The organism is Pseudobdellovibrionaceae bacterium (assembly GCA_023898385.1).
In the GTDB taxonomy this organism is placed as follows: Bacteria; Bdellovibrionota; Bdellovibrionia; order Bdellovibrionales; family UBA1609.
Genome location: CP060220.1, coordinates 1,088,989 through 1,113,166, shown reverse-complemented (window position 1 = coordinate 1,113,166; position 24,178 = coordinate 1,088,989). Strand labels below are relative to the sequence as shown.

Here is a 24,178-nt window from a genome sequence, read left to right as displayed (position 1 = left end):
TAATTTGACAAAACTCGATATTGGCTCGTAGGATCAAAATGAATGGTACAAGGAGACTTTTATGCGGGTATTGATGACCGGGGCCACAGGTTTTTTGGGGCGACGTATTGCCTATTATTTGCTGAAAAACGGTCACAGTCTGGTGGTGCTCACGCGGTCTTCGAAGAATTTCAGCGACCGATTTGATCTGCCCTGTGAAGTTCACGAATGGGCGGGGCAAGGCCCGTTGCCTGAGGCGGCCGTTCAAAATGTTGAAGCTGTGATTCATTTAGCCGGAGAGCCTGTGGCGGATAAGCGCTGGTCGGAGAAAGTCAAATCTGAGATTCATCAGTCGCGAGTTCAGGGTACAAAAGATCTCATTCAGTCCTTAAAGGCTTTTAGTGTGGAGCCCAAAGCGTTTGTGTCTGCCTCAGCAATTGGTTTTTATGGGGACCGGGGTGATGAAATTCTCGCTGAAGAAACCGCGCGAGGTGATGGATTTTTGTCCGAGGTGTGTGAGGCGTGGGAGGGCGAAGTTGAGCGAGGGTTCACACAAACTTCTACGCGGTGGGTGAGTGTCCGCATTGGTGTGGTGCTAGGTCATGGCGGCGGAGCCTTAACTCAGCTCGATCCCTTGGCTCGAAACCAGGTTTTGGGGGCTCTGGGAAGTGGCAAGCAGTGGATCAGTTGGGTGCACCTGGATGATGTCGCACGCCTTTTTGTTTTTGCCATGGAGAATTCTGACGTGCGGGGAGTGATTAACGGGGTTGCGCCTCATCCGGTTTCGAATCTTGATTTTACTAAGGCATTGAACGCTCGTTTTAACAGCTGGACATTTTTGCCTGTGCCTCAAATGATGTTGCGGTTCTTGAAAGGAGAAATGGCCAATGTACTACTTGGAAGTCAAAGGTGTGCCCCAGAAAAAGCATTATTGGCCGGCTTTGATTTTCGATACTCTTCATTAGAGGAAGCCCTTTCAGAATTATACCCCCACGATGGGGCACAGGTTTTGGAGTTTCAACAGTGGGTCAATAAAACACGTGAAACTGTGTTTCCATTTTTTGCCGATGAAAACAACTTGCAGACCATTACTCCACCCAATTTGAGTTTTCATGTGATCGGTAAAAGCACGTCCGCCATTGAAGAGGGCACCTTGATTGATTACCGATTGAAGATTCACGGCGTGCCGGCCCGTTGGCAGTCAGTGATCAGTCAGTGGCAACCGGAAGATCGTTTTGTGGACGAGCAGACAAAGGGGCCTTACCGTTTTTGGCATCACACGCATTCGTTTGAGGATTTGGCTGGTGGCACGTTACTGGTGGACCGAGTGAGTTTTAAAGTGCCCCTTGGCTACCTGGGTCAACTGGGGGCTTCGTCCTTTGTGCGGTCCGATGTGAAGAATATTTTTTCATATCGGCGGAAAAAAATCCGTGAGCTTTTTGGTCTGAACAAATAGGCTTTTCAAATAGGATTTCGCGGTACCCCCAAGTGGGGGATTACCTTTCGAAATGGTAAACAAGAATGTCCAGCTATTTGTTCGCCCTAGGGGCCAATATCAGTTTTTCTGTGGCCTCTTTGGTTTACATGACTTTCTCCAGGCAGGTGTCGGCCTACTGGATGAATGCCTTTAAAGCTTTTGTCGCATTGATAGCCAGCTTCTTTGCCGTATTGATGATGGGCGGGTTTAATGATCTCGCCTTAAACTCACTCGGGGCCTTTTTGCTCAGTGGATTTATTGGACTGGCTGTGGGAGATCTTTTCCTGCTCAGTGCCTTTGTGCGCCTCGGGGTCACTCGCAGCTTGGTGTTATTTGGTTTTCAGCCCGTATTTTTAGGATTTTTTGGTTATTTGTGGCTAGGGCAAGAAATGGACGCCAGTAAACTTGTGGCCATTGTGTTTTTGCTCGGCTGTTTGTTTTTGTTTTCGCTAGAGAACTTTAAAAAAACCGCTCGCTGGGAAATCAAAGGGTTATTGTTTGCACTGGTGGCGGTGTTGATTGATTCTGCCGGCGTTCTTTTAAGTCGATACGGGTTTGATAACGCTCCTCACATTGGGGCTATTGAGGGCCACTTTTATCGCTGTTTAAGTGCCGTGTTGGGTTTTTTCATATTTAGTCAATTTTATCCCTTGGGGCTCTTCAAAAATCTCTATCGGTGGTCAAAAAAACAACAATCGTTGATTGTGGTTGCCAGTTTTGCGGGCACTTTTTTGGCTTTGTTGCTTTATCTTGAGGCCATTAAAGGCGGGCATTTGGCCAGTGTGGCAGCTATAGGTATTACGGGTCCTATGTTTGCGGCCATTGTTGAGTGCGTTTATCGAAAAGAATGGCCCAGTCGGTATTTGCTAGGGGCCTTTACCCTGTTTGCCGCTGGATTTTTTATTTTACTCGGCCAATCATAGAGTGCGTGGACGAAGTTTTTTTGCGCTGCAGGGTGTGACGGATCTCTTGCATCAACGTTATTTGCAATATTAAAATTCTTTAATCTTTATGAGGGGGTATATATGAAGCGGTTACTCGTGTTTTTGGCTGGCCTGATTTATTCTGCGGTGAGTTTTGCTGCGGCACCATCGTTTACTAGTATTGATGGAAGTGATCTTGAAAAAATAGTTGGAGATTTCACATCGAACTTTGCATTCACGTCGGTGTCTCCGGCGTCCAGTCTTGGCACTGTATTTGGCGTGGAAGTGGGTGTACTCGCGGGTTTATCTCAAACACCGGGTGTGAATGATTTAGCCAAGCAAGTGGATCCCAATGCAGACATCGCCGGGATTCCTCACTTGAATCTTCTAGCGGCTGTATCAGTGCCCATGGGAATCACAGGCGAAATCAATTATTTTCCAAGTATGGACTCTGGTGATTTTAATATGAGCAACTTGGGTTTAGCGGTGAAGTGGACGATGACCGATTCTATTTTGAGTTTGCCTCTGGACTTGGCGTTGCGGCTTCACTACACCAATAGTGAGCTTAAATTTTCGCAAACTGTTAACTCAGTGGCGACGGATGTGGAATACGCCAGTACTTCGTATGGTTTGACTGCCGTGGCGAGCCGCAGTTTTGTTGTAATTGAGCCCTATGCCGGCCTTGGATTTATTTCGGCCAGTGGTGACGTGAGTTTGACAAATGCTCTTGCTGTTGCCGACTTTTTTGATCCCAGTTTGACCAGCGGAACAAGTGCCTCAGCATCGAAGTCAGGCATGCAATACTTCGTGGGTGCCCAATTGAATCTTTTGTTGTTCCGATTGGCGGCTGAAGTGGGGCAGGTTCTTGATAGCACCAAGTACACAGCGAAACTTTCATTTAAATTTTAGTTCAACATGAACCTATCGTGGTATGCCCGGTTACCTCAGTTTCCGGGCAAGCTTTTTTTAGGGGGAGCCTTACTTAAGTTAAGCCCCCCGACATCCGCCTTTGTCACGCAGACCATGCGACCTGGTTTTCGTTTGAATCTTCGCCTCAAGGATCGCATTCAGCGTCGTATGTTCATAAAAGGAAACCATGAACCTGAAACCGAAGTGGCCTTTCGACCACTGGCCAAAAAAAGTCAGGTGTTTTTCGACATAGGTGCGAACATTGGATATTTCAGCGCCTTAGCCGCCAGTGAGAACCCACAAATTCAAATATTGGCCTTCGAGCCCATGCCGAATAACAGAAAAGAATTTGCCGGCAACATGGAACTCAATCAGTTCAGTCATTACGAGATCTTTCCCTACTGTTTGTCTGATCAAGAAGGGGAGGTGAGTTTTGCCTCTTTTGGTGAGTCCGAGTCGGGCTGGGGACAGGTAGTTTCTGAGGGTGAACAAAGAGGGCAGGGCGAGACTATAAAGTGCCAGGCCAAAACCCTGGATTCTCTTTGGAATGAAGGAGTTCTGGGTCATCAACTTCCCGACTTGATTAAAATTGATGTGGAGGGGCACGAACTTCATGTGTTGCAAGGAGCTGTAGCCATTACTGAGGCGCCGGGCTCTCGCGTATTTTGTGTGGAACTCAACGAGCCCAACTTAAAGCAAGCGGGCACCTCTGCCCAAGAAATACTAGTGTGGTTTTCTGATCGTGGCTTTATGGCCCATATGTTAAATCGAAGAGGGGATTTAATCCCCACCACAGAGTTTAAAGAAGACTACCCCTATATGAATTACTTTTTCATAAAGTAGCGGAAAGGTATCCTCCAAAAGGTATCGGATTACTTTTGGTAGCAATAGCGCGTCACCAAAGTGACGCACCATTGCTACCAAAAGTAATCCGATACCTTTTGGAGGATACCTTTTCCTTATTCCGCTTTTTTCGGTGCGGCTAGCTCCCTTAGGTAGTTGAGATATGTGAGGGCGCTTGGGGGCATGGCTAGTCCGCCGCTTCCTGAGAAGTCGAAATACATGATTTCTTCATAGCGGGTGTAGCACTTCATGGAAAGTTCGCTATGGGGAAGTTGGTTGATACAAGCTTTGTAGTAATACTCATCCAGTGCAGAGAGGCGATCGGATTTTTGACCTTCATAGGCTTGACCTAGCAAGAAGTACGCTTCGGCCGCTTGGGACTTGCTCGGCTGGCTTCGAAGAAATTCATGAAGCAGGCCTGAGGCCCGTAAAAAGTGAATGTAAGACAAGCCTTGATTCACTAGGGTTTGTTTTTTGTGAGCTTCGTCTAAAATTTTCTTAGCTACAGCCAGCTTGTCTTTGTCTTTTAAATTTTTCAGTCTTTTTTCATCAAACTTCCATTTTACAATTTGTCGGCGCCAACTACGGGCATCGTTTTTTAAAAATAAGGCGCGTTTGGGCGTAGATAAAATCTGATCGGTGAGGGCTAATGCCAGATCAGGGTCTTTTTTAACCCTAATTGCCAAGTTCAATGCATTTCTTGCGGCCTGTTCCCATGCAAAGGGGGTTTTCTCGTAGGATCGAGGGTCGTTCAGGACATTTTTGTAAACTTCTAGTGCACCGTTAAAGTCACGAACAGCCAACATGATCTCGGCTTTTTCGTTGGGTTCAAGCAATTTAAGTCGCGGATCTTCTTTCCAGGTGGCCACTTCAGGTCCCCAGGTGCCACGTGTGTGACACTGAATGCAGTAATTGGTGGCATTCTTGAGGACATATCGCGAGTAGCTTCGCTTGCCCAAGCGCAAACCTTCAGCGGCTGTCGAGAGCTCTCTTTCAAAGCTTGCTGCAATGAGTTTAAGGCTTGGATCTTTATCGATAGCTGCCGCTTTTTCATGGTTTTCATTCAAGTCTCGAGCAAGCTTTAGCAATCGATCAGTGGACTTTTCTATACGATGAAAATTTTCAGGTTGCTCAAACTGGTCTTTGCTGACTACGAGTGGGTAGATTTCCATGAGCGTAGAAGAGAGGCCATGCATGTTGCTTTGCCAAGAGCTGTCAGGGATATCAGGAGACGAGCTTTTAGAGCTGCAACGAGCCACCACAGTTAAAAGTAGAACGGGTATCACGAGTCGAAAAATCCAATGGAAGACGGTGTATCTCATAGAAACATTCCCCTTTTTTGTTAGAATAGGGCGGACGTAGATAGAAGACAAGGTTAGGTGGTTGCTGAGGAGCGGCAATGAGGCCCGACTCCGACTCAAAAGCCAGCGGTTTTTCGCTCATTGGGTGGGGTTTAATTTGATTTTGGCTGCCAATACTGTCATTAATCATCGTGAAATCATTGAAAGGACATAAATATGAAACAAATCCCTCAAATTAGTAAGTACATGACCGTGGTTCCTCACACTGTAGACTATGAGCAAACCATCGATAAGGCAGAGACCCTTATGCGAGAAAACAACATTCGCCATTTGCCGGTGACTCGAGCCGGAAAGCTTGTGGGTCTTCTCAGCGATAAAGACGTCAAGTCTGTGTTGGCATTTGCGGGAACCGACCCGGCCAAGGTAAAAGTGGGTGATGTGTGTGAAGATGAAGTATTCACCGTAGAGCCAGCGGCAACCATTGATGAAGTGGCCGAAATTATGGCTGAAAAGAAATTTGGAAGTGCTCTTGTTGTAGATAACAACAAACTGGTTGGAATTTTCACTGTGATTGATTCTTTGCAAGCCTTGGCCGAAGTGACCCGGCAGAAGTTTCATCGATAAAGGTGGAAGTTTAATTTGTATTTGTAATTGTCGAAAGGTGGCTTGAGAAATGGCAAAACAAAAACAGCTGACAGCGGGATCGATCATTTGGGCTGTGGACCCGGCGGCCGAAGACCCAAAGGTGAATCAAAAGGTGGCCGGCGCGCTTGAAACTTTGGCCTCGCAAACGGGCCTGGAGATCAAGCCTGTAACGGTGATTACCGAACGGCAGAATGAACTTTTGGTTCATATGTTGGAGCGGGCTGAACTTTGGAGTTACGAATCAGCCATCCCCGACATGGTGATGGCTTTAATCAAAAAATTAAAGCTAAAAAACATCAAAGCACCGGTGGTTCTCACTTCAAAAGATTCGGGCCGAAGAAATGCAGTCAAGAAACTTGTGGATTTTGCGAAAAAGCAAAAGGCCAGCATGATTGTGGTGGGATCCCATTCGCGAAAAGGTCTATCTAAATTGTTCTTAGGAAGTTTTGCTGAAACTCTTTGTCAGAGTTCCACAGTTCCGATTTTGGTAGTGAATCCAAAGACAGCCAGTCCTTCGGAATTTAAAAACATCTTGTTTGCTACAGATTTCTCAGAGCCATCAGTGAATTCGTTTAAAAACATTTTGCCAATGGTAAAAAAAATGCGCGGCAAGGTGACAATCTTGCATCAAGTGGAATTCCCGTTAATTCCCATATCGGAGTACGAACAATTTCGATCACCTAGCGGGGAAGTGATGGCAAAAGAATACGCAAAACGTCAGAAAAAGCTCTTTGGCGCGAAAATGAAAAGGCTTCAAGATTTGGCCAAGGCTGCTGGTGTACCTGCAAAAGTCATGATTGAGGATAAAATGCAGGCCGTATCGGATTCCATCGTGCAATTTGCAAATCAACAAAAAATGGACGTGATCGTGCTGCCCACTCAGTCGGGACCAGTGAGCTCTGTGCTATTGGGAAGCGTGGCTCAGCAGGTTTTGCGAAGCAGTGAAATTCCTGTGTGGATCGCACAAGCGTCAAAATAAATTTCGTTAAAGGAGTAAAAATATGTCTACGCCTACAGTTAAAGATTTCATGACAGAAATGCCTCACACAATCAATGAAGACCTATCGCTTAAAAAAGCCATGGAAATGATGCACGAATATGGCTGTCGGCATTTGCCGGTTTTGCATGGCGGAAAAGTTGTGGGAATATTGAGTGATCGTGACATTAAGTTGGTTTCCACTTTTTCAAACTCAGAAGAGTTGCCTGTGAGTGAGGCTATGACAGAAGATCCCTATTCGGTTTCTCCGGACACACCGTTAAAGGTCGTTGCGGAAGAGATGAATAAACACCGATTTGGAAGTGCCGTCGTTGTGGGTGCGAACAACAAGCCAGTGGGAATTTTCACTGTGTCAAACGCCCTAGAGGCCCTAATCAGTCGGCTCTAGGTTTTTCTACTCGTCTCATTTTTTAGAATCATTTGAACTTTTAAACTCTGGCCTCGACCTCCGTCGGGGCCTTTGTTTTTGTCTCCCCAATTCCATGCTTCAATAGACTGTCACAGAAGCCGCGCCGACGGATTTTCATTTGGCGCTGATTGGGGGGCAAATGGGACGGTCAGCATTAGCCATAGGTGTTTTCATTCTGGCACTTACTTCGTCAAACTTCAGTGATGCCGCTGATTGGTCTGAGCGGCGAAAAATTCCCTCAGGTGGGGTAAGTAACCCTTTTGGTTTGGCCGAATCAGAACTTCCTGAAGGCATCAGTGCCGGACGTGGTCATGGACTGCGATATCCAGTGGGACCAACAGGCTTGTTGTTACCCTATGAGGCTCTTAAAAACTTTTATGAATCTAACGATGAAAATCTATTAAGGCGGTGGCTTCGAAAGTTAATGCCGTGGGTGGCGCAATTTAAAAGTTTTGATCAAATGGCAAAGGCCTTGGGCCTTTATCACTATCCTGAATCAGAAGGGGATGGAGCCTATTACATTCCTTACCCCGAGAGGGAGGGAAAGCCCAGCTACCGCATGGGCATAACCTTGAGAGAGATAGGTTCGGACACAGCTTTCACCGTCAGCTGCGCGGGGTGCCACGCTGAAAAGTTATTTGGGCGACCTATTTTGGGGTTAACCACTCGGTTTCCACGGGCCAATGAGTTTTTTGTGGCTGGCACCAAGACGTTGACTCAAGCCTCTTCGTTTATGTTTCGCATGGCCACAGGGGCCACTGATGGCGAAATAGAAATGTTTGAACGAAGCAAGTACCGCAGTCAGTTTATTGGAAGTCGAAAGCCGCAGGTGCTGGGCCTTGACACTTCACTAGCGCAAGTGGCCTTGTCCGTGGCCCACCGAAACCCAGATGAGTATCTCACGTTCAGCGAGGAATATGCCACAAATCCTCGGTCAGAGCCACTAGCTGAGGTGCCTGCTGATAGCAAACCTGCGGTGTGGTGGAACGTGAAATATAAGAATCGATATTTGTCCGATGGATCCGTGGTCTCAGGCAATCCGGTGTTCACGAATTTTTTATGGAACGAAATAGGTCGGGGTGCTGACCTGTACGAGCTAGAAAGTTGGTTAGGTGAGAATGAAGAAATAGTAGAAGAGCTGACAACGGCCGTGTTTAGTGCAGAAGCTCCAAAATTTACCGATTTTTTTCCAGTCGAACATTTTGATCTCGATCGTGTTCAAAGGGGTGAGCGAATCTATGTTCGTCGCTGTTCAAAATGCCACGGGGAGTATGAAAAGGGTTACCATCAGCCGGGGTCGGAGAGTGGGTCACTTGAAGAGCAGCTAACAACCGTTCAAGTGCACTATCTTGAGCGGACCCCGGTGAAAAATGTGGGTACGGATCCGCTTCGGTGGCAGGGAATGCGGTCGTTGCTGGCATTGAATCAATTGGCCATATCTAGTAAACACGGAACAGTGATTAAAGCACAAAAAGGCTACGTGCCGCCACCGCTGGTAGGGATTTGGGCAAGGTGGCCTTATATGCATAATAATTCCATGCCGAGTCTTTGTGCGGTACTCACCCGCAGTGAAGAGCGGCCCAAGGCTTACTGGCCGGGGCCGGCCAATGATCCCGGCACTGATTTTGATAAGGAGTGCAATGGTTATCCGTTGGCCGAAAATGTACCGGCCCACTGGAAACAGCGAAGTGAGGCTTTCTACGACACGGCTCGCGCGGGGATGAGTTCGATTGGGCATGATGAAAATATCTTTATTAAAAATGGAAAGGAGATATTATCAACCCAAGATAAGCGGGATCTTATTCTCTATATGCAAACTCTGTAGTTGAAGCCCAGGAGTGAAATAATGGCGTCCGTCCCTGTACTTTCTAAATCTGAAGCCACCCAGAAAATGATGGCCTTGACCCACGACAATCAAAAAAATTATTTGGCCATGTACTCTTCATGGCTGGGTGGAATTGTGAAATCGCCGGCTTTTATGTGGGTGCCAATAGATGATCATTTGGTTCATCGCGGTGATGGCGTATTTGAGGCGTTTAAGGTGCTTAATGGAAATTATTTTTTACTCAAGGAGCATCTTGACAGATTGGAGCGATCATCAAAAGCGATTCAAATGGAATTACCTATGGATCGAAATTCGTTGGTGGATGTGATTAAGCAAGTCTATGCGGCTGCCGGCCCAAAAGACGTGCTGTTTCGGCTCTATGTCTCGCGCGGCCCTGGAGGGTTTTCAACCAACCCCTATGAGTGTGTGGCCAGTCAGATTTATATTGTGGCCACACGCTATCAACCAGTGGTTACAGAAAAATATGAAAAAGGGGTGCGCGTGGGGCGAAGTGATGTGCCAATCAAAGACGGTTGGATGGCCAAGGTGAAGAGTTGCAATTATCTTCCTAATGTGATGATGAAAAAAGAAGCTGTGGATAAGGGTTTTGACTTTACAGTTTCGTTCACTCAAGAGGGGCTTCTTGGTGAGGGATCCACAGAGAATATTGCTTTAGTGTCTGAAGATGACGAGCTTTTGTTCCCGAGTTTTGATCATACTTTGCAAGGGACCACGTTAAAAAGGCTTGAGTTGTTAGCCGCCGAACTTGTGAAATCAGGAGAGCTTGTGGCTGTTAGAGAAGCTTCCATTTCCATGCAAGATATAGAAAATGCCAAAGAGATGATGTTAATCGGAACGACCCTTGATGTTTTGCCAGTGGTGGAGTTTGCAGGAAAGGCCGTGGGAGCTGGAGTGGTGGGGCCCGTGGCTCGTCGATGCCTAGACCTTTTGCGGAAAAATATTGCATCAAGTTAAAGGATTGGAGACCATGAACCTGTGGGATTCGAATCGGTAGAAGACTTTATAGACGAACTTCATTTTCAAAAAGGCGATTACCTTTTTATTGAAGGTGATGAGACGCAGTTTTTTTACATCATTAAATCAGGAAAAGTTGAAATTTTCATGACAGACGATGAGGGGAGCAAAATCCCTCTGGCTGTTGTGGACGACGGCCAGGCCATTGGAGAGTTTGCACTGTTGCTTGAAGAACCTCGTTCAGCCACTGCCCAGGCCCTGACAGATGTAGTGTGTATTAAAATTGCAGCGGAAGGTTACAAGTCTCTGCTGGAAACACTTCCTGATTGGGCAGCCTCGATTTTAGAAAGTTTAGTGGTGCGTTTAAAGGCGACTGACGAAATTATTCGAAAAGCAAAAATTGTCGATAAAGACTTAGAGAAAAAAATTGAGGAGTTACGGGGTGAGTGAAATTCGAAGTATTAAAACAGGGTTTTGGGTGTTGTGGAGTTTGGTTCTAGCGTTTGGAGCACAGGCTTTGGCGATGGAAGCTCCGCCAGTGGATCGTGACCAGTTAACGTGCGTAGGTTTTGTGAGCTATGTGGATGGCAGCTACGAGAAATTGACGCTAGATGTGGCTAGCTACGATAAAGATTTTCTCGACGCCAAGACAGAAGAGATTTCGTTTTTAGTGGATATGTACTATCTGCCCAAGCAAGCTGTGAACCTGATGATATATGATCTGAGAAATGCAGCTTACACCACTGTGGTTGCGGGTTTTCGGCCCATCGCGGGCTCGAAGAAAATTTATGAGGCTCGTTTAACTTATAAGCCACCTCAAGATCCCCTCATTGAGCAAGCTCAATTGGTCTGTGTTGTAGACATGGATTTGTGAGGGCGGCCATATTACATAATCTTTATTGATTTGATTTCAATTTGCTGATACACACTCAAACTTGTTGAACGTTAGTTCTTTGGAGTGAAGCATCGTGAGGTCGTCATCATTCGATCAAGACGCGCTATTGGCCTTAGCCGAGATTCAAGAGCGTCTTAAATGCCATTACCAATTGCGGGTCGAGCTGAGTGTTTCGGTCGAGCATCAGGCCAGCCAGTTGTGGTGTGAGCGCCATGTGGTTGCCCCACTGGGTGATCATGCTGCCAAAATAGTCGGCCACAGCCACAATGCGGGCGAGGTGATTGATGTCAGCCCCCCTGAGGCCGCTGGGGTAGCCCGACCCGTCCCACGCTTCATGATGTTGCAAGATCGCATCGACAACGTCTTGTGGAATATTCGAAAGATTCTTGACGATATCGACGCCCAAGGCGGGGTGTTGAGTGAGAACTTGCATTTGCGAGTGGGAAAGGCTCTTGTCGAACTCAAAGATCTGCTCCGGCAGGCGGGCCATACCCACATCATGCAAGAGGCCAGCGAGACCAGCCTGAGTCAATGTGTCGCGGGCCTCACCGAAGATAGTGCGGGCTAGTAAAATCGAAAAAATGGCCGTCATCATAGAATGACGAAGATAAAATCCCTTGCTCTTGGCAAGCTCTAGAAATACCGGAAGGTTGCCCGCCTGTTCCAGTGAGAGAGCGACGTAGGTTTCTACCACATGTTTTGACTGTTCAAGATGGGCCGGCGTCATGTTGCCGGTGGCGTAGACCTCTTTTAGTGTTTGCGTTGAGAGCTCATCCACGAGGCCCTTCAGCGTGGGCAAGTCTATGGGGCGTTCGGATTGTTTTTTGACAACCTGTTGATCGAGAGTGGTGAGAAGAGCGTGGCGATCGCTTTCCAATACGTAAAACTCTTTAAGGCCTTTCATAATATAATCGTCGACCAAAGAGGCATCTAGTTTTGCTTTCGGGCCGAGGACTCGTTGAATTTGGCCATTGATGAGGCGCACGTAAATGGCAAAAGGGAGAATACCTTCAAGACGATACAGATTTTGAATGTTAACAGGAAAAACTTCCAGTTCTTTATTCAATTTTTATGTCCAAGTAAGCAAAAAAAAAGCCCAGCCGCTTGCGGCCGGGCCTTATCCATTAACGGTTCAATTAGAAGATGAACGCTAGGCCAATTTTTGGCTGAAGGGCAGAGAGGCCATTGTTAAACGTGTTATTATTTTCGTCTTCAGTGTAGGTCCAAGTGCGGTAGTCCAACTGGGGGCCAAGGGCAAAGTTGCTAGCCACCATAAAGTAGTAGCCAAAATCAACGCCTATGCCTGTGCCTGAATAATCGTTACTAGCTCCTGTTTGATATGTGGCACTGAGAAAGTAGTGAGCTTGGAGAAAAAAACCACCGCTGTGGTATCCAATAGAAACTCCATACCCTGTGGGGCCAACGGGTTGATCGTTAACCGTATTCGAGTGTCCATCCATGATGGCGCCAAGATACAACCCTGAGGGTAAACCGTATCCCAGCTTTAACGAGTATTCCAGCGTGTTGGAGTCAGCGCTGCCCCAGTCACCCGAAGTAGCTTGCTGTTGGTAGTTGAATGCAGGGTTAAAATGAAAGCCCATATAGGCTTCGCTTTGTTCAGCGGTAAAGCCCATAATGGCTACCGTGAGCGCCAACGCGCTGATGTGTAATAGTTTTTTCATGGAGGTCCTCCTGAAAGTGTTGAAGTTACTAAAGTGGGCAAATCTAATATTACAGACAAAGTCTAAGTCGCTTATGGTCAAGACGCAAACCAAAACCCAGCCCAGACAGAAGTCTAGGTTTCTCTGGTGGGCTGATAAAGGGCATTTGACAGAAGTTTTCATGTGACAGTTGAAACCAGGGGGTGCAGGGTGAAAGGCATGCGGGGGTGTCTTTGAGAAATCGGTTAGCTGTTTTCATAGGGGTGATAGTTTTTACTAGCTGGGCTCACAGTTTAGAAAATGCAGGGCCGCGCGAGGCGATCGTTGCCGATTTATCCATGCTAGAAAAAGTCGGTGTGGCTCCAAAAGCGGTATCAAATGAGTTGGGCCTGGGAATGGCTTTAGCCACAAGTGATCAGCAAAAAATGATATCGCAAGTGGCGCATGCAGATGGTCGATGCGGTGGCTATGAAAAATTATTTCTAAGCCGTCAACAAAAAATGCAAGGGATGGCCATGTCTTCGCCCTCCTTATTTGCAAGCCTCATTGATCATAATCAAAAAAACAAAGCCTATGAAAAACGATTTCGACTATTTAACTCATCTGTGACTCTGGATTACAGCGCTGACGTGGCCGAGGCTGTTTCGCAGGTGGACTTTACTAAAATTAAAGAAACAGTGGAGTGGTTGTCTTCATTCGAAACTCGTTACCACCTCAGCAGTACTCCAAATAGGCACATCGACCCTTTTGTTCAGCGACTCAATCAAATGGTGCAAGGTTTAGATTTTAATGTGGACGTGGAGCGCATCAGCCATTCATCCACCCGCCAAGACTCCATTCGGGTGCGCATCCCCGGGCTGCAAAGGTCTCAAGAAATTATCGTGCTCGGTGGGCATCTGGATTCGATCAATCAAAGTTGGGGGGATTTAGCGCCGGGAGCTGATGATAATGCTTCAGGGTCTGCTGACCTTGTGGAGGCCCTGCGAGTGATTTTGGCCCATGGGCCGCTTGATCGCACCATAGAATTTTTTTGGTATGCCGGCGAAGAGACAGGACTTGTTGGCTCAGGTGAAATAGCTCGCGAGTACAACGCGACCAACAAAGATGTGGTGGCAGTATTGCAGCTAGATATGACCATGGTGGCCGGCGAGGGGCGGTTCACCATGAGTTCAATGACAGATTACACAAGCAGTTGGCTTCGTGAATATTTTGGTGAGCTCAATCGCCACTACATTAAGGCTCGCGTGCTTGAAGGGCGATGTGGATATGGCTGCAGTGACCATGTGTCTTGGTACCGGCAGGGATATCCGACGTTGTTGCCCTTTGAAGCCAGCTTGCAGACGTTCAATCGAAAAATCCACTCTGTGCGAGATATCGTAGATAGCGATTCTGATTTTCAACATGCAGCCATGTTTGCCAAGATAGCTGTGGCTTTGGGTCTCCAGCTGGGCAACTCAACGGATCGTCAGCCGTATTAAATCGCCTGAAACAATTTAAGGATCAAGCCCGGTCGCGATTCGGTCATTGACCTGGCTCAAGACGCCATGGCTCGTAAGCAAAGCGCCATTTGGGGCGAGTATGAGGGTCCAAATGAATGTTGTCGTGACAGTGCTGGTGACGGCACGAGAGCTGAAATATTGTTTACAAGTTTTGCGTTTCAGTTGCATTTACTGAGTCAACAGGCCCTCGATAAAGGTCTATCTTAGAGTGATTGAATTTTTTTGAGACAAGTTTGTTTCATTGTGAACATGACATCCTGTGACGTGTTGTCAAAAAAAGGCCTTAAGTTTTTACAGGGCCAAGGGCTTAACACAAAATCTTCAACATTCCACTGGCTTATTTTGATCTGGTTTGGAGGACCTCTTGCAATTTAAAGGCATGAATCCCCAGGCGTTTAACGCGTCAAAAGGATTTGGGCTTAAAAAATGTGGGAGGGACGTTATGAAAATAACTCAACTAATAAATAAGTGCGCACACCTCATGGTGGCGCTAACAATGGTGACTGCGGTGGGCTGCAGTCAAGGGTTTCAGGCTGAAGAGTCTTTGGTCAATTCAGCCAGTCGGATAGAAGATGATGCGTTAGCAAAGGAGTTGGAGCTCGGGATTACCGCAGCTGATGCCGATCTGGTAAACAATTCATTAAAAGAGGCACTGGATGCCCTACAGAATGTGGACCAGTTATCTCCAGGTTCGGCCACCTCAGGCAGTGCTTCGGGATTAAAAGGCGTGATCGAGCGTGTGTTTGGTCTGCTTTTTGACAACCTGGGCGTGGTCAAAGACAAAATCCATATGGCGAGAGAGAAAATCTTAGCACAAATGGCTCGCTTAAATCCGGCGCTACCCATTCATGCTGAGGCTATTGCCCGCATGCAGGAACTTCTCGATCACCTCGATCAGTTTGAAACGAAAATCGACGTGGCCGTGGAAAAGGTGCTTAGTAAAATCGAACGGGTGTTTGATCGAATTGACGATGTGATTGCCCGCCTTGACCCAGGCAAGGTGCCCCATCTGGTAGCCATCGTGGCTCTTGAGAGCTTGAAGTATCAAATAGAAGAAGTGTTTAACGAGATGGTGGCTCGCTACCGCGCATCTTAACACGACTTTCTTGTCCAATGACAGGCGGGGAGCTACAATATCCCCGCTATGTCCGAAGAACACCCATTTATCAGATATTTTAATCGCGAACTGAGTTGGCTAAATTTTAATGAGAGAGTCTTGCACCAGGCTCGCGATCCCCAAACACCGCTATTAGAACGAGTCCGGTTTTTGTCGATATTCACCTCAAACCTAGATGAGTTTTTTATGAAACGGGTGGGGTACTTAAAGCGGGTCATTGGCCGAGGGCTATTGCAGGTGGGCCATGAGGGTTCAAATCCAATTGAGCTTGAGAGGCTGATTCGCGAAAAGGTTCACGCCCTTCTCGAAGTGAGGACTCACTGTTTTTACGATGAGATTGTGCCCGCCTTGGCAGAGCAGGGCGTGGTGTTTTTGAGCTGGAAAGATCTGTCTGAGTCAGAAAAACAAGCCGCTCAAGATTATTCAAGGCAAAAAGTGTTTCCCATATTGACTCCACTTGCCGTGGATCCTGCCCATCCCTTTCCGTTTTTATCGAATTTATCGGTGTCTTTGGGTGTGCGTTTGCAACACCCTCAGCGAAAAGACCACATGTTTGCCCGAATCAAGGTGCCTAGTGTGATACCGCAGTGGGTGCTAATTGAAGGCGAGACCTCTCCACCCACTTTTCGACTTTTAAGTTTAGTGGATCTCATAACACATAACCTCGATGAGTTATTTCCCGAAATGGAGATTCTCAACGTCATGCCCTTTCGGGTGACCCGAAATGCCGACATCGACCTGTTGAGTGATGATGTTGAAGACCTTGTTGACGTGGTCGAAGAAGAGCTCAGGCAGCGTCGTGTGGCCTCAGTGGTGCGACTAGAATGCGCCGATCAAACCGACACACCGATTCTTGAGATGCTGCAAGAAGAACTTGAGATCACTCCAGCAGACATTTATCAGGGGAGTGGTGAGCTCAACCACTATGCTTTGAATGAAATAGCCGCATTGCCGCTGCCGCAATTGAAATACCCGCCCCACCATCCGGTGGTGCCGGCTGCTTTGCATGATGAAGGGGTGACGATTTTTAAGTCTCTAGCCGAGCGTGACGTGTTGGTGCATCACCCCTATGAGAGTTTTAATGCCAGTGTGTTGCGATTTATTGAAGAAGCCGTGAATGATCCTCACGTGCTAGCGATAAAAATGACCCTATATCGGGCGGGTGAAAATTCTCCCATTATCCCCTTGCTCATTGAGGCTGCCGAAAAAGGCAAGCAAGTGGTTGTAGTGGTAGAATTGAAGGCCCGATTTGATGAAGCCAGAAATATCTATTGGGCTGAAATGCTAGAGAAAGCCGGCGTTCACGTGGCCTACGGTATGGTGGGAAAGAAGGTTCACAGTAAGATCATTTTAGTGATTCGCCGAGAGGGTCAAGACTACCGTATGTATGGACATGTTGGCACAGGAAACTACAATGCCGATACGGCAAGGTTCTATACAGATATCGGTCTTTTTACTTGTGATCCGCAAGTGACATCGGAGATGATTGATATTTTTAATTTTCTCACAGGGTTGTCCTTAAAGAAAAACTATAAAAAATTTCTAGTCGCCCCTTTAAATATGGAAAAGCGATTTTTAGATTTAATTCAAGCAGAGGCCGAACAGGCTAAAAACAGCCGGCCGGCGCGGATCATGGCAAAAATGAATAGCCTTGAAGACCAGCGTATTTGTGATGCGCTCTATGAGGCCTCGCAAGCGGGAGTAAAAATCGATTTAATTGTGCGCGGGTTTTGCACCATTAGGCCAGGGGTGAAGGGTTTGAGTGAGAACATTCAAGTGCGATCCGCTATCGGGCGCTTTTTAGAGCACTCACGAATTTTTTATTTTCAATCCGGAAAATCTGACCCCTTGGAAGGTTTGTTTTTAATGGGCTCAGCTGATTGGATGTATCGCAACTTAAACAACCGAATTGAAACCATTTTGCCGGTGACAGATTTGAAAAATAAAAAAGAATGTTGGAAAATTCTGACCTATATGTTGGAGGATCAGCAACAGACTTGGCAGCTTCTTGAAGACGGAACCTATCATCCGCCGGCGCCGGTGCGGGAAGAGGGTTTGTTGGGGGTGCATGATCGTTTTATAGCCAGGTACAAAAAACGCTCTGAAAAACAAAAGAAAAAGCGGGGTTCACGGTGAGGCTGCTAATTGTCAGACATGCCATCGCCGAGTCGCGCGATTCATTTATGGCCACCGGTGAAAGTGACGAGGCGAGGCCTCTTACAAAGGAGGGCATGGAAAAAATGGCGGATCACGCAGCGGCCATGCATGCTTTGTTTCCGGAAGCGGATCAATTTCTTGTAAGCCCGTTGCGGCGCGCTCAACAAACAGCCGAAATTCTAATAAAATTCTATAAAAATGTTCCCATGGAACCCTCGCCGCTATTAAAGCCAACGGTGGATCCGGTAAAAACAGTGTCAATGCTTTCAGAGCAAGAAAACAACCGTTGCCTTTTGCTTGTGGGTCATCAGCCTCATCTGGGAGACTTGGTGGGTTATCTCTTGACCGGTCAGGTGAGGCCCATGTTTGATATTAAAAAGGGAGCCATTGTAGTTCTTGATTTTGACGGTCAACTCAAACCAGGGCGGGCGCATTTCCAATGCTTGATGCAGCCAAAAACACTTCGAAGGTTGTGCGAAAAAATTCATGGTGGGCACCGATGAAGGTGGCCATTATCGATCTTGGTACAAACTCTCTGCGTCTAGATGTCTATGAATTATCAGCCGCCGGTCACGCCGTAAGACGAATTTATCGAAACAAAGTGATGGTGCGACTAGGCGATGGCGTATTTGAAACATCTGAACTTTTGCCAGAGGCTAAGCAGCGGACACTTCAAGCGCTGTTAGATTTTAAGCACCTCATCGAAGCCGAAGGCGTGGATCGGGTTGTAGGGTTTGCCACAAGTGCAATGCGCCAGGCAAAAAACTCTAAGGCCTTTGTTCGTCAGATTAAAAAGCTCACAGGGTTTAATATGGAAGTCATTGACGGTAAAACCGAGGCCGAGTTTATTGCCAAAGGCATTCTCAGTAATGAGGTGTTACCGGCCAGTCTGGTGGCGCTCATTGATATTGGCGGTGGCAGTACAGAAGTGAGTATTTGTCACAAAAAGTCGGTGATTGACTCGTTTAGTTTTGATCTTGGTGCCAATCGCCTACAGCAAATGTTTTTGCATACAGTGCCGCCGCAGAAGTTGCCTTCAGGAGAATCACCGGTTGAGGCTTTGCGCGCTTATGTAAATGAGCAAGTGGCGCCTCTTGTGCAAAAGAAAAACTGGCCATCCATTGAGGTTGTGATCGGATCCAGCGGTACAATTAGGGCCATTGCCAAAATCTTAAGAAAAAAAGACGTTCCCATTGACCCATTCAAGCGCAGTAGTCTTGCCACGCTGATTGAAGAAATGCTGCCCATGTCGCGGGAGCAGTTGCTGCTGTTGCCGGGTCTTGAGGCGAAGCGAGTGGACCTTATATTGGCCGGCTGTGTGTTGCTCGATGAAATTCTAAAAGTTTTAGGGTGCAAGAAAGTGTATACCACTTCATTTAGCCTGAGAGATGGTATCCTTGAGGCCGAGATGGAAAGATTTTTAGCCGCCCAAATCAGAGCTTAGAAAGTTCTTCAGAAATTTTTTGTACTTCAAATTCGGTTTTGTTTTTTTCAGATGAAATATGGCTTATGTCCCAATTTATAGACTCAAGTTCAGACTTTAACTCGGGTCTTTTTCGAAACTTCATTTGATTCAATAGGTGTTGTTTGTGGCTCTGTTTTTGGGCGAGTCTTTCAGTCTGGTCTGTGAGCAAATCTTTTTTTATTTTCAACTGCCGACTTAAATAGGTTTTACGGCCTTGATTGTAAGAGGTTAAAAAACCAGCCTCGCTGGTTGGGGGGCAATGGCCTTGATAGGGGTTACCAGAAAGCCCCACAGTCATGCCGTTTTCCGGGGAGCAGAACGAGGCGAGCCCGGATTCATAAGCTTTTTCCATCTTAGAGTAATTGTGGTCGCGACAGATGGGAAAACTAAAATTTTGTCCTTCTTTGCCAAGCGCATGAGCTTTTTTGGGATCACAAACGTCATCCCGAACCGCTTTAAATCCCCGATCCAAAGCGGCGTAGTCAACAAAGCCCTGGGCAGACTCACATTTTTTTGTGAAAAAATCTTCGTTGATCATTTTGCCCTGCTGGGCAAGATCACCGCCGCGCTTCTGCCAATTGTGTTCTTGGCAGTTTTCTCGAACTCGTCCAGAGGCACAGCCAGCGACGAGCCCTAACACGAGACAGGCCACAATTGATTTTAATGCCGAATATTTGCTCATGACATTCATCGTAGGGATGTGGTGGAGAAATGTCATCAATTAACCGGCCCAGGGCTGCCTAGGTTTTAAGCAGGTTGGGCGAATATGTTGCCATACTTATGGCCGTCTTAATAAGATGGCCCCGACACAGTGATGGAACTGAAAAAGGAGTCCTTGTGCCATCAATCACCCAGCTCGAATATTTATTGGCCGTCGACCGGGAGAGGCATTTTGGCAATGCCGCAAAGGCCTGTCATGTATCCCAGCCCTCGCTGTCAGCGCAAATTCAAAAGCTGGAAGAAGAGTTGGGAGTGGTGGTTTTCGACAGGTCCCAAAAACCTATTCTCACCACGTCTGTTGGCCAAGAAATCATCGATCAGGCTAAGAAAGTGATAGCCGAGCATCGCAAGCTATCGGATGTGGCCCATGAGGCTGGAGGTGAGCCCCGAGGGCCCTTTCACTTGGCGGTGATTCCCACATTGGCCCCCTACGTGCTGCCGCTGTTTTTAGGAGAGTTTGCCAGTCGATATCCGAAAGTGAAATTGAAAATCAATGAATACAAAACCGACGACATTGTGCGACTCCTGCTTGAAGACGAAATCGATGTGGGTTTATTAGTGACACCCTTGGGCGACGATCGAATTATTGAACGACATTTGTTTTTCGAACCCTTTTCTGTGTACGCATCAGAGAACCATAGGCTTGCGAAAAAAAAGTGGGTCACTGAGGGGGATATTGAAGACCACGATTTGTGGCTGCTAGAAGAGGGACATTGTTTTCGTGAGCAGGTGCTGAAGGTGTGTTCTCTTGAGCCCTCACACAAAGTCTTAAAAAATGTGGAGTTTGCGAGCGGAAATCTAGAAACTTTAATGAACCTCATCAAAAAAAATGTGGGATACACATTGCTGCCTCAGTTGGCTGTGGATCAACTCAGCGCACAAGAAATTCAGGCCCATGTTCGTCGATTTAAAAAACCAGTTCCCACTCGCGAAGTGAGCTTGGTGCACAGTCGCAGTTTTCTAAAGGAAAACATTATAGAAGCCATGGAATCTCTCATTTTGAGTCAGCTTCCTAAGTCCATTAAATCATTGAAACGTCAAGAAGTTGAGGTTGTGGATATTTACTAGGGCGTCAGAGTTGTCGGCAGCCCACCTCATGGAAATCAAATCAAACCTATTAACGCACTGTACTTTAATAGGCACAGCCTATGGAGCCATTGGATCTAAATATTAGCGAGAATCCATCATTTGATTTACTGTAAAAAATGTATAGAAAGAATATTCCATCAATATAACTAGGAGGATACATGGAAACTCTCATTAACAAGAAATTACCCGAGTTTAAAGCTCAGGCCTATCACAACGAAGACTTTAAGACGGTGACTCAAGATAGTCTTGCCGGCAAATGGTCCATCCTTTTCTTTTATCCCGCAGACTTTACTTTTGTTTGTCCTACGGAGCTAGGGGACATGGCTGACCACTATGCAGAATTTCAAAAAATGGGCGTGGAAGTGTACTCGGTCAGTACAGACACTCATTTCACTCACAAGGCATGGCATGACACTTCTGAGACCATTAAGAAAATCAAGTACCCCATGCTGGCTGACCCCACCGGTCACCTATCACGAGCTTTCGGCGTTTACATTGAAGAAGAAGGTCTGGCTTACCGTGGAACTTTCTTAATCAGTCCTGAGGGGCAGATTAAAATTGCTGAAATTCATGACAACGGAATCGGACGAAACGCCGATGAGTTGATGCGAAAGGTGCAAGCAGCTCAATTTATCGCTAAGCACCCCAACGAAGTGTGCCCGGCCAAGTGGCAACCCGGAGAGGAAACTCTAAAACCAGGGTTAGATCTAGTGGGTAAAATTTAATCTATAAGTAGATAGTCGGAGTTGAGAGGAGAGATCTCCTCTCAAACTCGATGTCGTGCAAAAGGGAGGCGAAAATGGCGATGATCGATTCACAAATGAAAGAACAATTAAAAGCTGTTTTTGCAAAACTTAAAGGTAAGATACAGCTCATCGTCAGCGAAAGTCAGCATGCAAAACAGTCAGATTTACTGCAAATGTTAAGCGAGCTGGCAGAGACTTCTCCAAATATTGAAGTGGTGAAAACCACTGAGTTAAGCCCTTCTCCAGGGGTACGACTCACGCATAATGGACAAGACACGGGAGTGGCTTTTCGTGGTGTGCCCAGTGGGCATGAATTCACGTCTTTGGTTCTATCTGTTTTGAATGCAGATGGACTGGGTAAGTGGCCAGACGAAATGCTTTTAAATCGAGTTAAAAGCTTAAAAGGCCCTGTGGACATAAAAACCTTTATCTCATTGACCTGCGAAAATTGCCCCGACGTTGTGCAAGCGCTTAACCAAATGGCATTGGTGCATCCTGATTTTCGTCATGAAATGGTTGACGGTGGCGTTGCCACTGAAGATGTAGAAAAATTAAAAATTCAAGCCGTCCCCACGGTAGTTGCTGGTGATAAAGCCATCAGTGTGGGTAAGGCGGGTTTTTTGGAGTTGCTTGAAATATTAGAAGAGACTTTCGGTACGGACAAACAACAAATATCAACGCCAAAAGACCTTGGGCACTATGATGTGGCCGTAATTGGGGCCGGCCCGGCAGGAGTGTCAGCGGCCATTTATTCAGCTCGAAAGGGGCTAAAGACTGTGGTCTTAGCTGAGCGGGTGGGTGGACAGGTGCAAGATACGAAAGGTATTGAGAATCTCATATCTGTTCCATATACGGAAGGTCCACAGCTTTCAGCGCAAATGGCAAAACACATGGCCGAATACGAAATCCAAGTTTTAGAACATAGGCGAGTTGAAAAAATGGAAGCCGGTGAGACACGAAAGATTTCTTTAACCAGTGGTGAGTTTTTGGATGCTCGTTCTGTGATTGTGGCCACAGGTGCCAAGTGGCGAGAACTCGGTGTGCCGGGTGAAAAGGACTATCTGGGTCGAGGTGTGGCTTACTGCCCCCATTGCGACGGGCCCTTTTATAAGGGTAAGCGCGTGGCTGTTGTGGGCGGTGGAAACTCTGGCGTTGAGGCCGCTATTGATTTGGCTGGCATCGTGAAGTCTGTGGTCATGGTTGAGTTTGGTGAAAAATTGAAGGCCGATGAGGTTTTAGTGAAAAAACTGAAATCGTTACCTAATGTGGATATCATCACCATGGCCCGCACCACTGAAGTTCGAGGCGACGGCGACAAAGTCGTTGGGCTCAGTTATGAGGATCGAAGCACAGAAGAGATTAAGTTAATTGATCTGGATGGAGTCTTCGTACAAATTGGTTTGATACCCAACAGTGGTTTTCTAAAAGGGGTAGTTGAGCTTACGAAATATGGTGAAATTATTGTTGATGAGAAATGCCGGACCAATGTAGAAGGTGTGTATGCAGCAGGTGACGTGACAACCGTCCCGTATAAACAGATAGTGATTTCCATGGGCGAAGGGGCAAAAGCGGCGTTGGCTGCCTTCGAAGATCAAATGGTGTTATAAGGATGGACCGATGTGGAGAATACCAGTGGTCGAATGGGATGTTAATTCGCCTTTTTTAATGAACCTCTTTGAAACCTTCGTGCTTGTGGCGCTGGTTGTGCTGGGTCGCTGGTTGGCCATTCGGCGAGTGCGCCGGGCGAAGCCACCCAGTCAAAGTGTGTTGCGCCAATGGGAGCGTCTCACCAGAAATGTATTTCTGGCTCTGTTATTTCTGGGTTTGATTGCGATTTGGGCCGAGCAAATTCAAGCCGTGGCCATTTCTATGGTGGCGGTGGCGGCAGCCCTTGTGATTGCCACGAAAGAGCTGATTTTGTGCTTTATGGGTGGCGTACTTAAAGGAAGTACTCGCCCCTTTGAAGTGGGAGATCGCATTGAAATTGGTGACCTTAGAGGCGATGTGGTAGACACCAATATGTTCACCACCACGCTTCATGAGATCGGGCCTGGTCGCCGCATTCACCAATACACCGGTCGCATTATAGAAGTGCCGAACAGTTTATTTTTATCCACGCCGGTGATCAACGAAACTTCCCGGCAAAAGTATGTATTGCACACGTTCACCGTACCCATGGATATGGAGCAGGATTGGCGGCAGGCGAGTCAACGTTTACTTGATTCGGCCAACCGGGTGTCCCGAGATTATCTGGGTGATGCGACAAAGAGCCTCAGCTCCATGGCTAAAAAACGGGGCGTTGATATCCCAAAGGCCGAGCCCCGCGTGGCCTGGCATTTTCCAGAAGCTGGCAAAGTGGATTTGGTTGTGCGAATGCCTGTGCCGAGCTTTAGTAAGGGGCGTGTGGAGCAGGATGTCCTTCGTGATTTCTTCGGAAAGTCGCCGAAGTGAGTCCTCGCCGGCTCACTGAGAGCCTTTAATTTTCGAATAGATGATGACTCTGTCCGCAGCCCCGGGTTACTATGAGGCGTCAATTGCTGTGGACA

Annotated in this window: 25 protein-coding genes; 21 read left to right on the top strand and 4 right to left on the bottom strand. The window is 47.0% G+C overall.

Going from position 1 to position 24,178, the window contains the following annotated elements; translation table 11 throughout:
• The first annotated feature begins 61 nt into the window (after positions 1 to 61).
• From H6626_04825 to H6626_04810, 4 genes are all read left to right on the top strand, one after another.
• Positions 62 to 1,435 carry a TIGR01777 family protein gene (locus H6626_04825; GenBank protein USN48415.1) on the top strand — a complete coding sequence of 458 codons (1,374 nt, stop codon included), beginning with the start codon at positions 62 to 64 and terminating at the stop codon, positions 1,433 to 1,435.
• A 65-nt stretch (positions 1,436 to 1,500) separates the two neighbouring features.
• Complete coding sequence (locus H6626_04820; GenBank protein USN48414.1) at positions 1,501 to 2,379, top strand: DMT family transporter; 879 nt, start codon at positions 1,501 to 1,503, stop codon at positions 2,377 to 2,379.
• A gap of 102 nt (positions 2,380 to 2,481) precedes the next feature.
• Positions 2,482 to 3,288 carry a hypothetical protein gene (locus H6626_04815; protein USN48413.1) on the top strand — a complete coding sequence of 269 codons (807 nt, stop codon included), beginning with the start codon at positions 2,482 to 2,484 and terminating at the stop codon, positions 3,286 to 3,288.
• Between the two features lie 6 nt (positions 3,289 to 3,294).
• A complete protein-coding gene (locus H6626_04810; protein ID USN48412.1) occupies positions 3,295 to 4,131 on the top strand; it encodes an FkbM family methyltransferase in 837 nt (278 codons plus the stop codon).
• A 116-nt stretch (positions 4,132 to 4,247) separates the two neighbouring features.
• Here H6626_04810 and H6626_04805 read toward each other — a convergent pair whose 3' ends face one another.
• Positions 4,248 to 5,453: a hypothetical protein gene (locus H6626_04805; GenBank protein USN48411.1), complete on the bottom strand. Its 1,206-nt coding sequence runs from the start codon at positions 5,451 to 5,453 to the stop codon at positions 4,248 to 4,250.
• Between the two features lie 195 nt (positions 5,454 to 5,648).
• Here H6626_04805 and H6626_04800 point away from each other — a divergent pair, with 195 nt between their 5' ends.
• The 7 genes from H6626_04800 (at position 5,649) to H6626_04770 (ending at position 11,157) form a co-directional block, all read left to right on the top strand.
• Positions 5,649 to 6,056 carry a CBS domain-containing protein gene (locus tag H6626_04800; protein USN48410.1) on the top strand — a complete coding sequence of 136 codons (408 nt, stop codon included), beginning with the start codon at positions 5,649 to 5,651 and terminating at the stop codon, positions 6,054 to 6,056.
• 49 nt (positions 6,057 to 6,105) lie between these two features.
• Positions 6,106 to 7,056, top strand: a complete 951-nt coding sequence (locus H6626_04795) for a universal stress protein (protein USN48409.1) — start codon at positions 6,106 to 6,108, stop codon at positions 7,054 to 7,056.
• Between the two features lie 22 nt (positions 7,057 to 7,078).
• The gene (locus H6626_04790; protein ID USN48408.1) at positions 7,079 to 7,462 is read left to right on the top strand and encodes a CBS domain-containing protein; all 384 of its coding nucleotides are present in this window, start codon (positions 7,079 to 7,081) and stop codon (positions 7,460 to 7,462) included.
• A gap of 160 nt (positions 7,463 to 7,622) precedes the next feature.
• Positions 7,623 to 9,308 carry a hypothetical protein gene (locus tag H6626_04785; GenBank protein ID USN48407.1) on the top strand — a complete coding sequence of 562 codons (1,686 nt, stop codon included), beginning with the start codon at positions 7,623 to 7,625 and terminating at the stop codon, positions 9,306 to 9,308.
• A 21-nt stretch (positions 9,309 to 9,329) separates the two neighbouring features.
• Positions 9,330 to 10,283, top strand: coding sequence for an aminotransferase class IV (locus H6626_04780; GenBank protein ID USN48406.1), 954 nt, complete (start codon positions 9,330 to 9,332; stop codon positions 10,281 to 10,283).
• A 48-nt stretch (positions 10,284 to 10,331) separates the two neighbouring features.
• Positions 10,332 to 10,733, top strand: coding sequence for a cyclic nucleotide-binding domain-containing protein (locus H6626_04775; GenBank protein ID USN48956.1), 402 nt, complete (start codon positions 10,332 to 10,334; stop codon positions 10,731 to 10,733).
• Positions 10,726 to 11,157 carry a hypothetical protein gene (locus tag H6626_04770; GenBank protein ID USN48405.1) on the top strand — a complete coding sequence of 144 codons (432 nt, stop codon included), beginning with the start codon at positions 10,726 to 10,728 and terminating at the stop codon, positions 11,155 to 11,157. The genes H6626_04775 and H6626_04770 overlap by 8 nt, the downstream gene beginning before the upstream one ends.
• A 133-nt stretch (positions 11,158 to 11,290) precedes the next feature.
• Here H6626_04770 and H6626_04765 read toward each other — a convergent pair whose 3' ends face one another.
• On the bottom strand, positions 11,291 to 12,244 hold the full coding sequence (locus H6626_04765; protein ID USN48404.1) for an HD domain-containing protein: 954 nt from the start codon (positions 12,242 to 12,244) through the stop codon (positions 11,291 to 11,293).
• Between the two features lie 70 nt (positions 12,245 to 12,314).
• Positions 12,315 to 12,860 carry a hypothetical protein gene (locus H6626_04760; protein USN48403.1) on the bottom strand — a complete coding sequence of 182 codons (546 nt, stop codon included), beginning with the start codon at positions 12,858 to 12,860 and terminating at the stop codon, positions 12,315 to 12,317.
• Between the two features lie 212 nt (positions 12,861 to 13,072).
• Here H6626_04760 and H6626_04755 point away from each other — a divergent pair, with 212 nt between their 5' ends.
• The 6 genes from H6626_04755 to H6626_04730 all read left to right on the top strand — a co-directional run bounded on the left by H6626_04755 (position 13,073) and on the right by H6626_04730 (position 19,056).
• The gene (locus H6626_04755) at positions 13,073 to 14,317 is read left to right on the top strand and encodes a M28 family peptidase (GenBank protein USN48402.1); all 1,245 of its coding nucleotides are present in this window, start codon (positions 13,073 to 13,075) and stop codon (positions 14,315 to 14,317) included.
• Positions 14,318 to 14,383: 66 nt separating this feature from the next.
• Positions 14,384 to 14,545 (top strand): hypothetical protein, encoded by a 162-nt coding sequence (locus H6626_04750; GenBank protein ID USN48401.1) that lies wholly within the window; start codon positions 14,384 to 14,386, stop codon positions 14,543 to 14,545.
• A 235-nt stretch (positions 14,546 to 14,780) separates the two neighbouring features.
• Positions 14,781 to 15,434 carry a hypothetical protein gene (locus H6626_04745; GenBank protein USN48400.1) on the top strand — a complete coding sequence of 218 codons (654 nt, stop codon included), beginning with the start codon at positions 14,781 to 14,783 and terminating at the stop codon, positions 15,432 to 15,434.
• Between the two features lie 48 nt (positions 15,435 to 15,482).
• Positions 15,483 to 17,591: a polyphosphate kinase 1 gene (gene ppk1 / locus H6626_04740; GenBank protein USN48399.1), complete on the top strand. Its 2,109-nt coding sequence runs from the start codon at positions 15,483 to 15,485 to the stop codon at positions 17,589 to 17,591.
• Entirely contained in the window at positions 17,588 to 18,115 is a 528-nt protein-coding gene (sixA, locus tag H6626_04735; protein ID USN48398.1) for a phosphohistidine phosphatase SixA, read from the top strand. The genes ppk1 and sixA overlap by 4 nt, the downstream gene beginning before the upstream one ends.
• Positions 18,112 to 19,056: a Ppx/GppA family phosphatase gene (locus tag H6626_04730; protein USN48397.1), complete on the top strand. Its 945-nt coding sequence runs from the start codon at positions 18,112 to 18,114 to the stop codon at positions 19,054 to 19,056. Before sixA ends, H6626_04730 begins: the two co-directional genes overlap by 4 nt.
• Here the strand turns inward: H6626_04730 and H6626_04725 are convergent.
• Positions 19,046 to 19,759: a DUF2799 domain-containing protein gene (locus H6626_04725; GenBank protein ID USN48396.1), complete on the bottom strand. Its 714-nt coding sequence runs from the start codon at positions 19,757 to 19,759 to the stop codon at positions 19,046 to 19,048. The genes H6626_04730 and H6626_04725 overlap by 11 nt on opposite strands.
• 98 nt (positions 19,760 to 19,857) lie before the next feature.
• Between H6626_04725 and H6626_04720 the strand changes: the two genes are divergently transcribed.
• The 4 genes from H6626_04720 (at position 19,858) to H6626_04705 (ending at position 24,083) form a co-directional block, all read left to right on the top strand.
• On the top strand, positions 19,858 to 20,865 hold the full coding sequence (locus tag H6626_04720; GenBank protein ID USN48395.1) for a LysR family transcriptional regulator: 1,008 nt from the start codon (positions 19,858 to 19,860) through the stop codon (positions 20,863 to 20,865).
• A gap of 179 nt (positions 20,866 to 21,044) precedes the next feature.
• Positions 21,045 to 21,611, top strand: a complete 567-nt coding sequence (gene ahpC / locus H6626_04715) for a peroxiredoxin (GenBank protein USN48394.1) — start codon at positions 21,045 to 21,047, stop codon at positions 21,609 to 21,611.
• A gap of 80 nt (positions 21,612 to 21,691) precedes the next feature.
• Positions 21,692 to 23,239: an alkyl hydroperoxide reductase subunit F gene (ahpF, locus tag H6626_04710; GenBank protein USN48955.1), complete on the top strand. Its 1,548-nt coding sequence runs from the start codon at positions 21,692 to 21,694 to the stop codon at positions 23,237 to 23,239.
• A 10-nt stretch (positions 23,240 to 23,249) separates the two neighbouring features.
• Complete coding sequence (locus H6626_04705; protein ID USN48393.1) at positions 23,250 to 24,083, top strand: mechanosensitive ion channel; 834 nt, start codon at positions 23,250 to 23,252, stop codon at positions 24,081 to 24,083.
• The last annotated feature ends 95 nt before the right edge of the window (positions 24,084 to 24,178 follow it).

Coding starts and splice junctions, on each gene's coding strand:
- H6626_04825 (USN48415.1), top strand. CDS start 62: ATGCGGGTATTGATGACCGGGGCCACAGGTTTTTTGGGGCGACGTATT.
- H6626_04820 (USN48414.1), top strand. CDS start 1,501: ATGTCCAGCTATTTGTTCGCCCTAGGGGCCAATATCAGTTTTTCTGTG.
- H6626_04815 (USN48413.1), top strand. CDS start 2,482: ATGAAGCGGTTACTCGTGTTTTTGGCTGGCCTGATTTATTCTGCGGTG.
- H6626_04810 (USN48412.1), top strand. CDS start 3,295: ATGAACCTATCGTGGTATGCCCGGTTACCTCAGTTTCCGGGCAAGCTT.
- H6626_04805 (USN48411.1), bottom strand. CDS start 5,453: ATGAGATACACCGTCTTCCATTGGATTTTTCGACTCGTGATACCCGTT.
- H6626_04800 (USN48410.1), top strand. CDS start 5,649: ATGAAACAAATCCCTCAAATTAGTAAGTACATGACCGTGGTTCCTCAC.
- H6626_04795 (USN48409.1), top strand. CDS start 6,106: ATGGCAAAACAAAAACAGCTGACAGCGGGATCGATCATTTGGGCTGTG.
- H6626_04790 (USN48408.1), top strand. CDS start 7,079: ATGTCTACGCCTACAGTTAAAGATTTCATGACAGAAATGCCTCACACA.
- H6626_04785 (USN48407.1), top strand. CDS start 7,623: ATGGGACGGTCAGCATTAGCCATAGGTGTTTTCATTCTGGCACTTACT.
- H6626_04780 (USN48406.1), top strand. CDS start 9,330: ATGGCGTCCGTCCCTGTACTTTCTAAATCTGAAGCCACCCAGAAAATG.
- H6626_04760 (USN48403.1), bottom strand. CDS start 12,860: ATGAAAAAACTATTACACATCAGCGCGTTGGCGCTCACGGTAGCCATT.
- H6626_04750 (USN48401.1), top strand. CDS start 14,384: ATGGCTCGTAAGCAAAGCGCCATTTGGGGCGAGTATGAGGGTCCAAAT.
- H6626_04745 (USN48400.1), top strand. CDS start 14,781: ATGAAAATAACTCAACTAATAAATAAGTGCGCACACCTCATGGTGGCG.
- ppk1 (USN48399.1), top strand. CDS start 15,483: ATGTCCGAAGAACACCCATTTATCAGATATTTTAATCGCGAACTGAGT.
- H6626_04730 (USN48397.1), top strand. CDS start 18,112: ATGAAGGTGGCCATTATCGATCTTGGTACAAACTCTCTGCGTCTAGAT.
- H6626_04725 (USN48396.1), bottom strand. CDS start 19,759: ATGAGCAAATATTCGGCATTAAAATCAATTGTGGCCTGTCTCGTGTTA.
- H6626_04720 (USN48395.1), top strand. CDS start 19,858: ATGGCCGTCTTAATAAGATGGCCCCGACACAGTGATGGAACTGAAAAA.
- ahpC (USN48394.1), top strand. CDS start 21,045: ATGGAAACTCTCATTAACAAGAAATTACCCGAGTTTAAAGCTCAGGCC.
- ahpF (USN48955.1), top strand. CDS start 21,692: ATGATCGATTCACAAATGAAAGAACAATTAAAAGCTGTTTTTGCAAAA.
- H6626_04705 (USN48393.1), top strand. CDS start 23,250: ATGTGGAGAATACCAGTGGTCGAATGGGATGTTAATTCGCCTTTTTTA.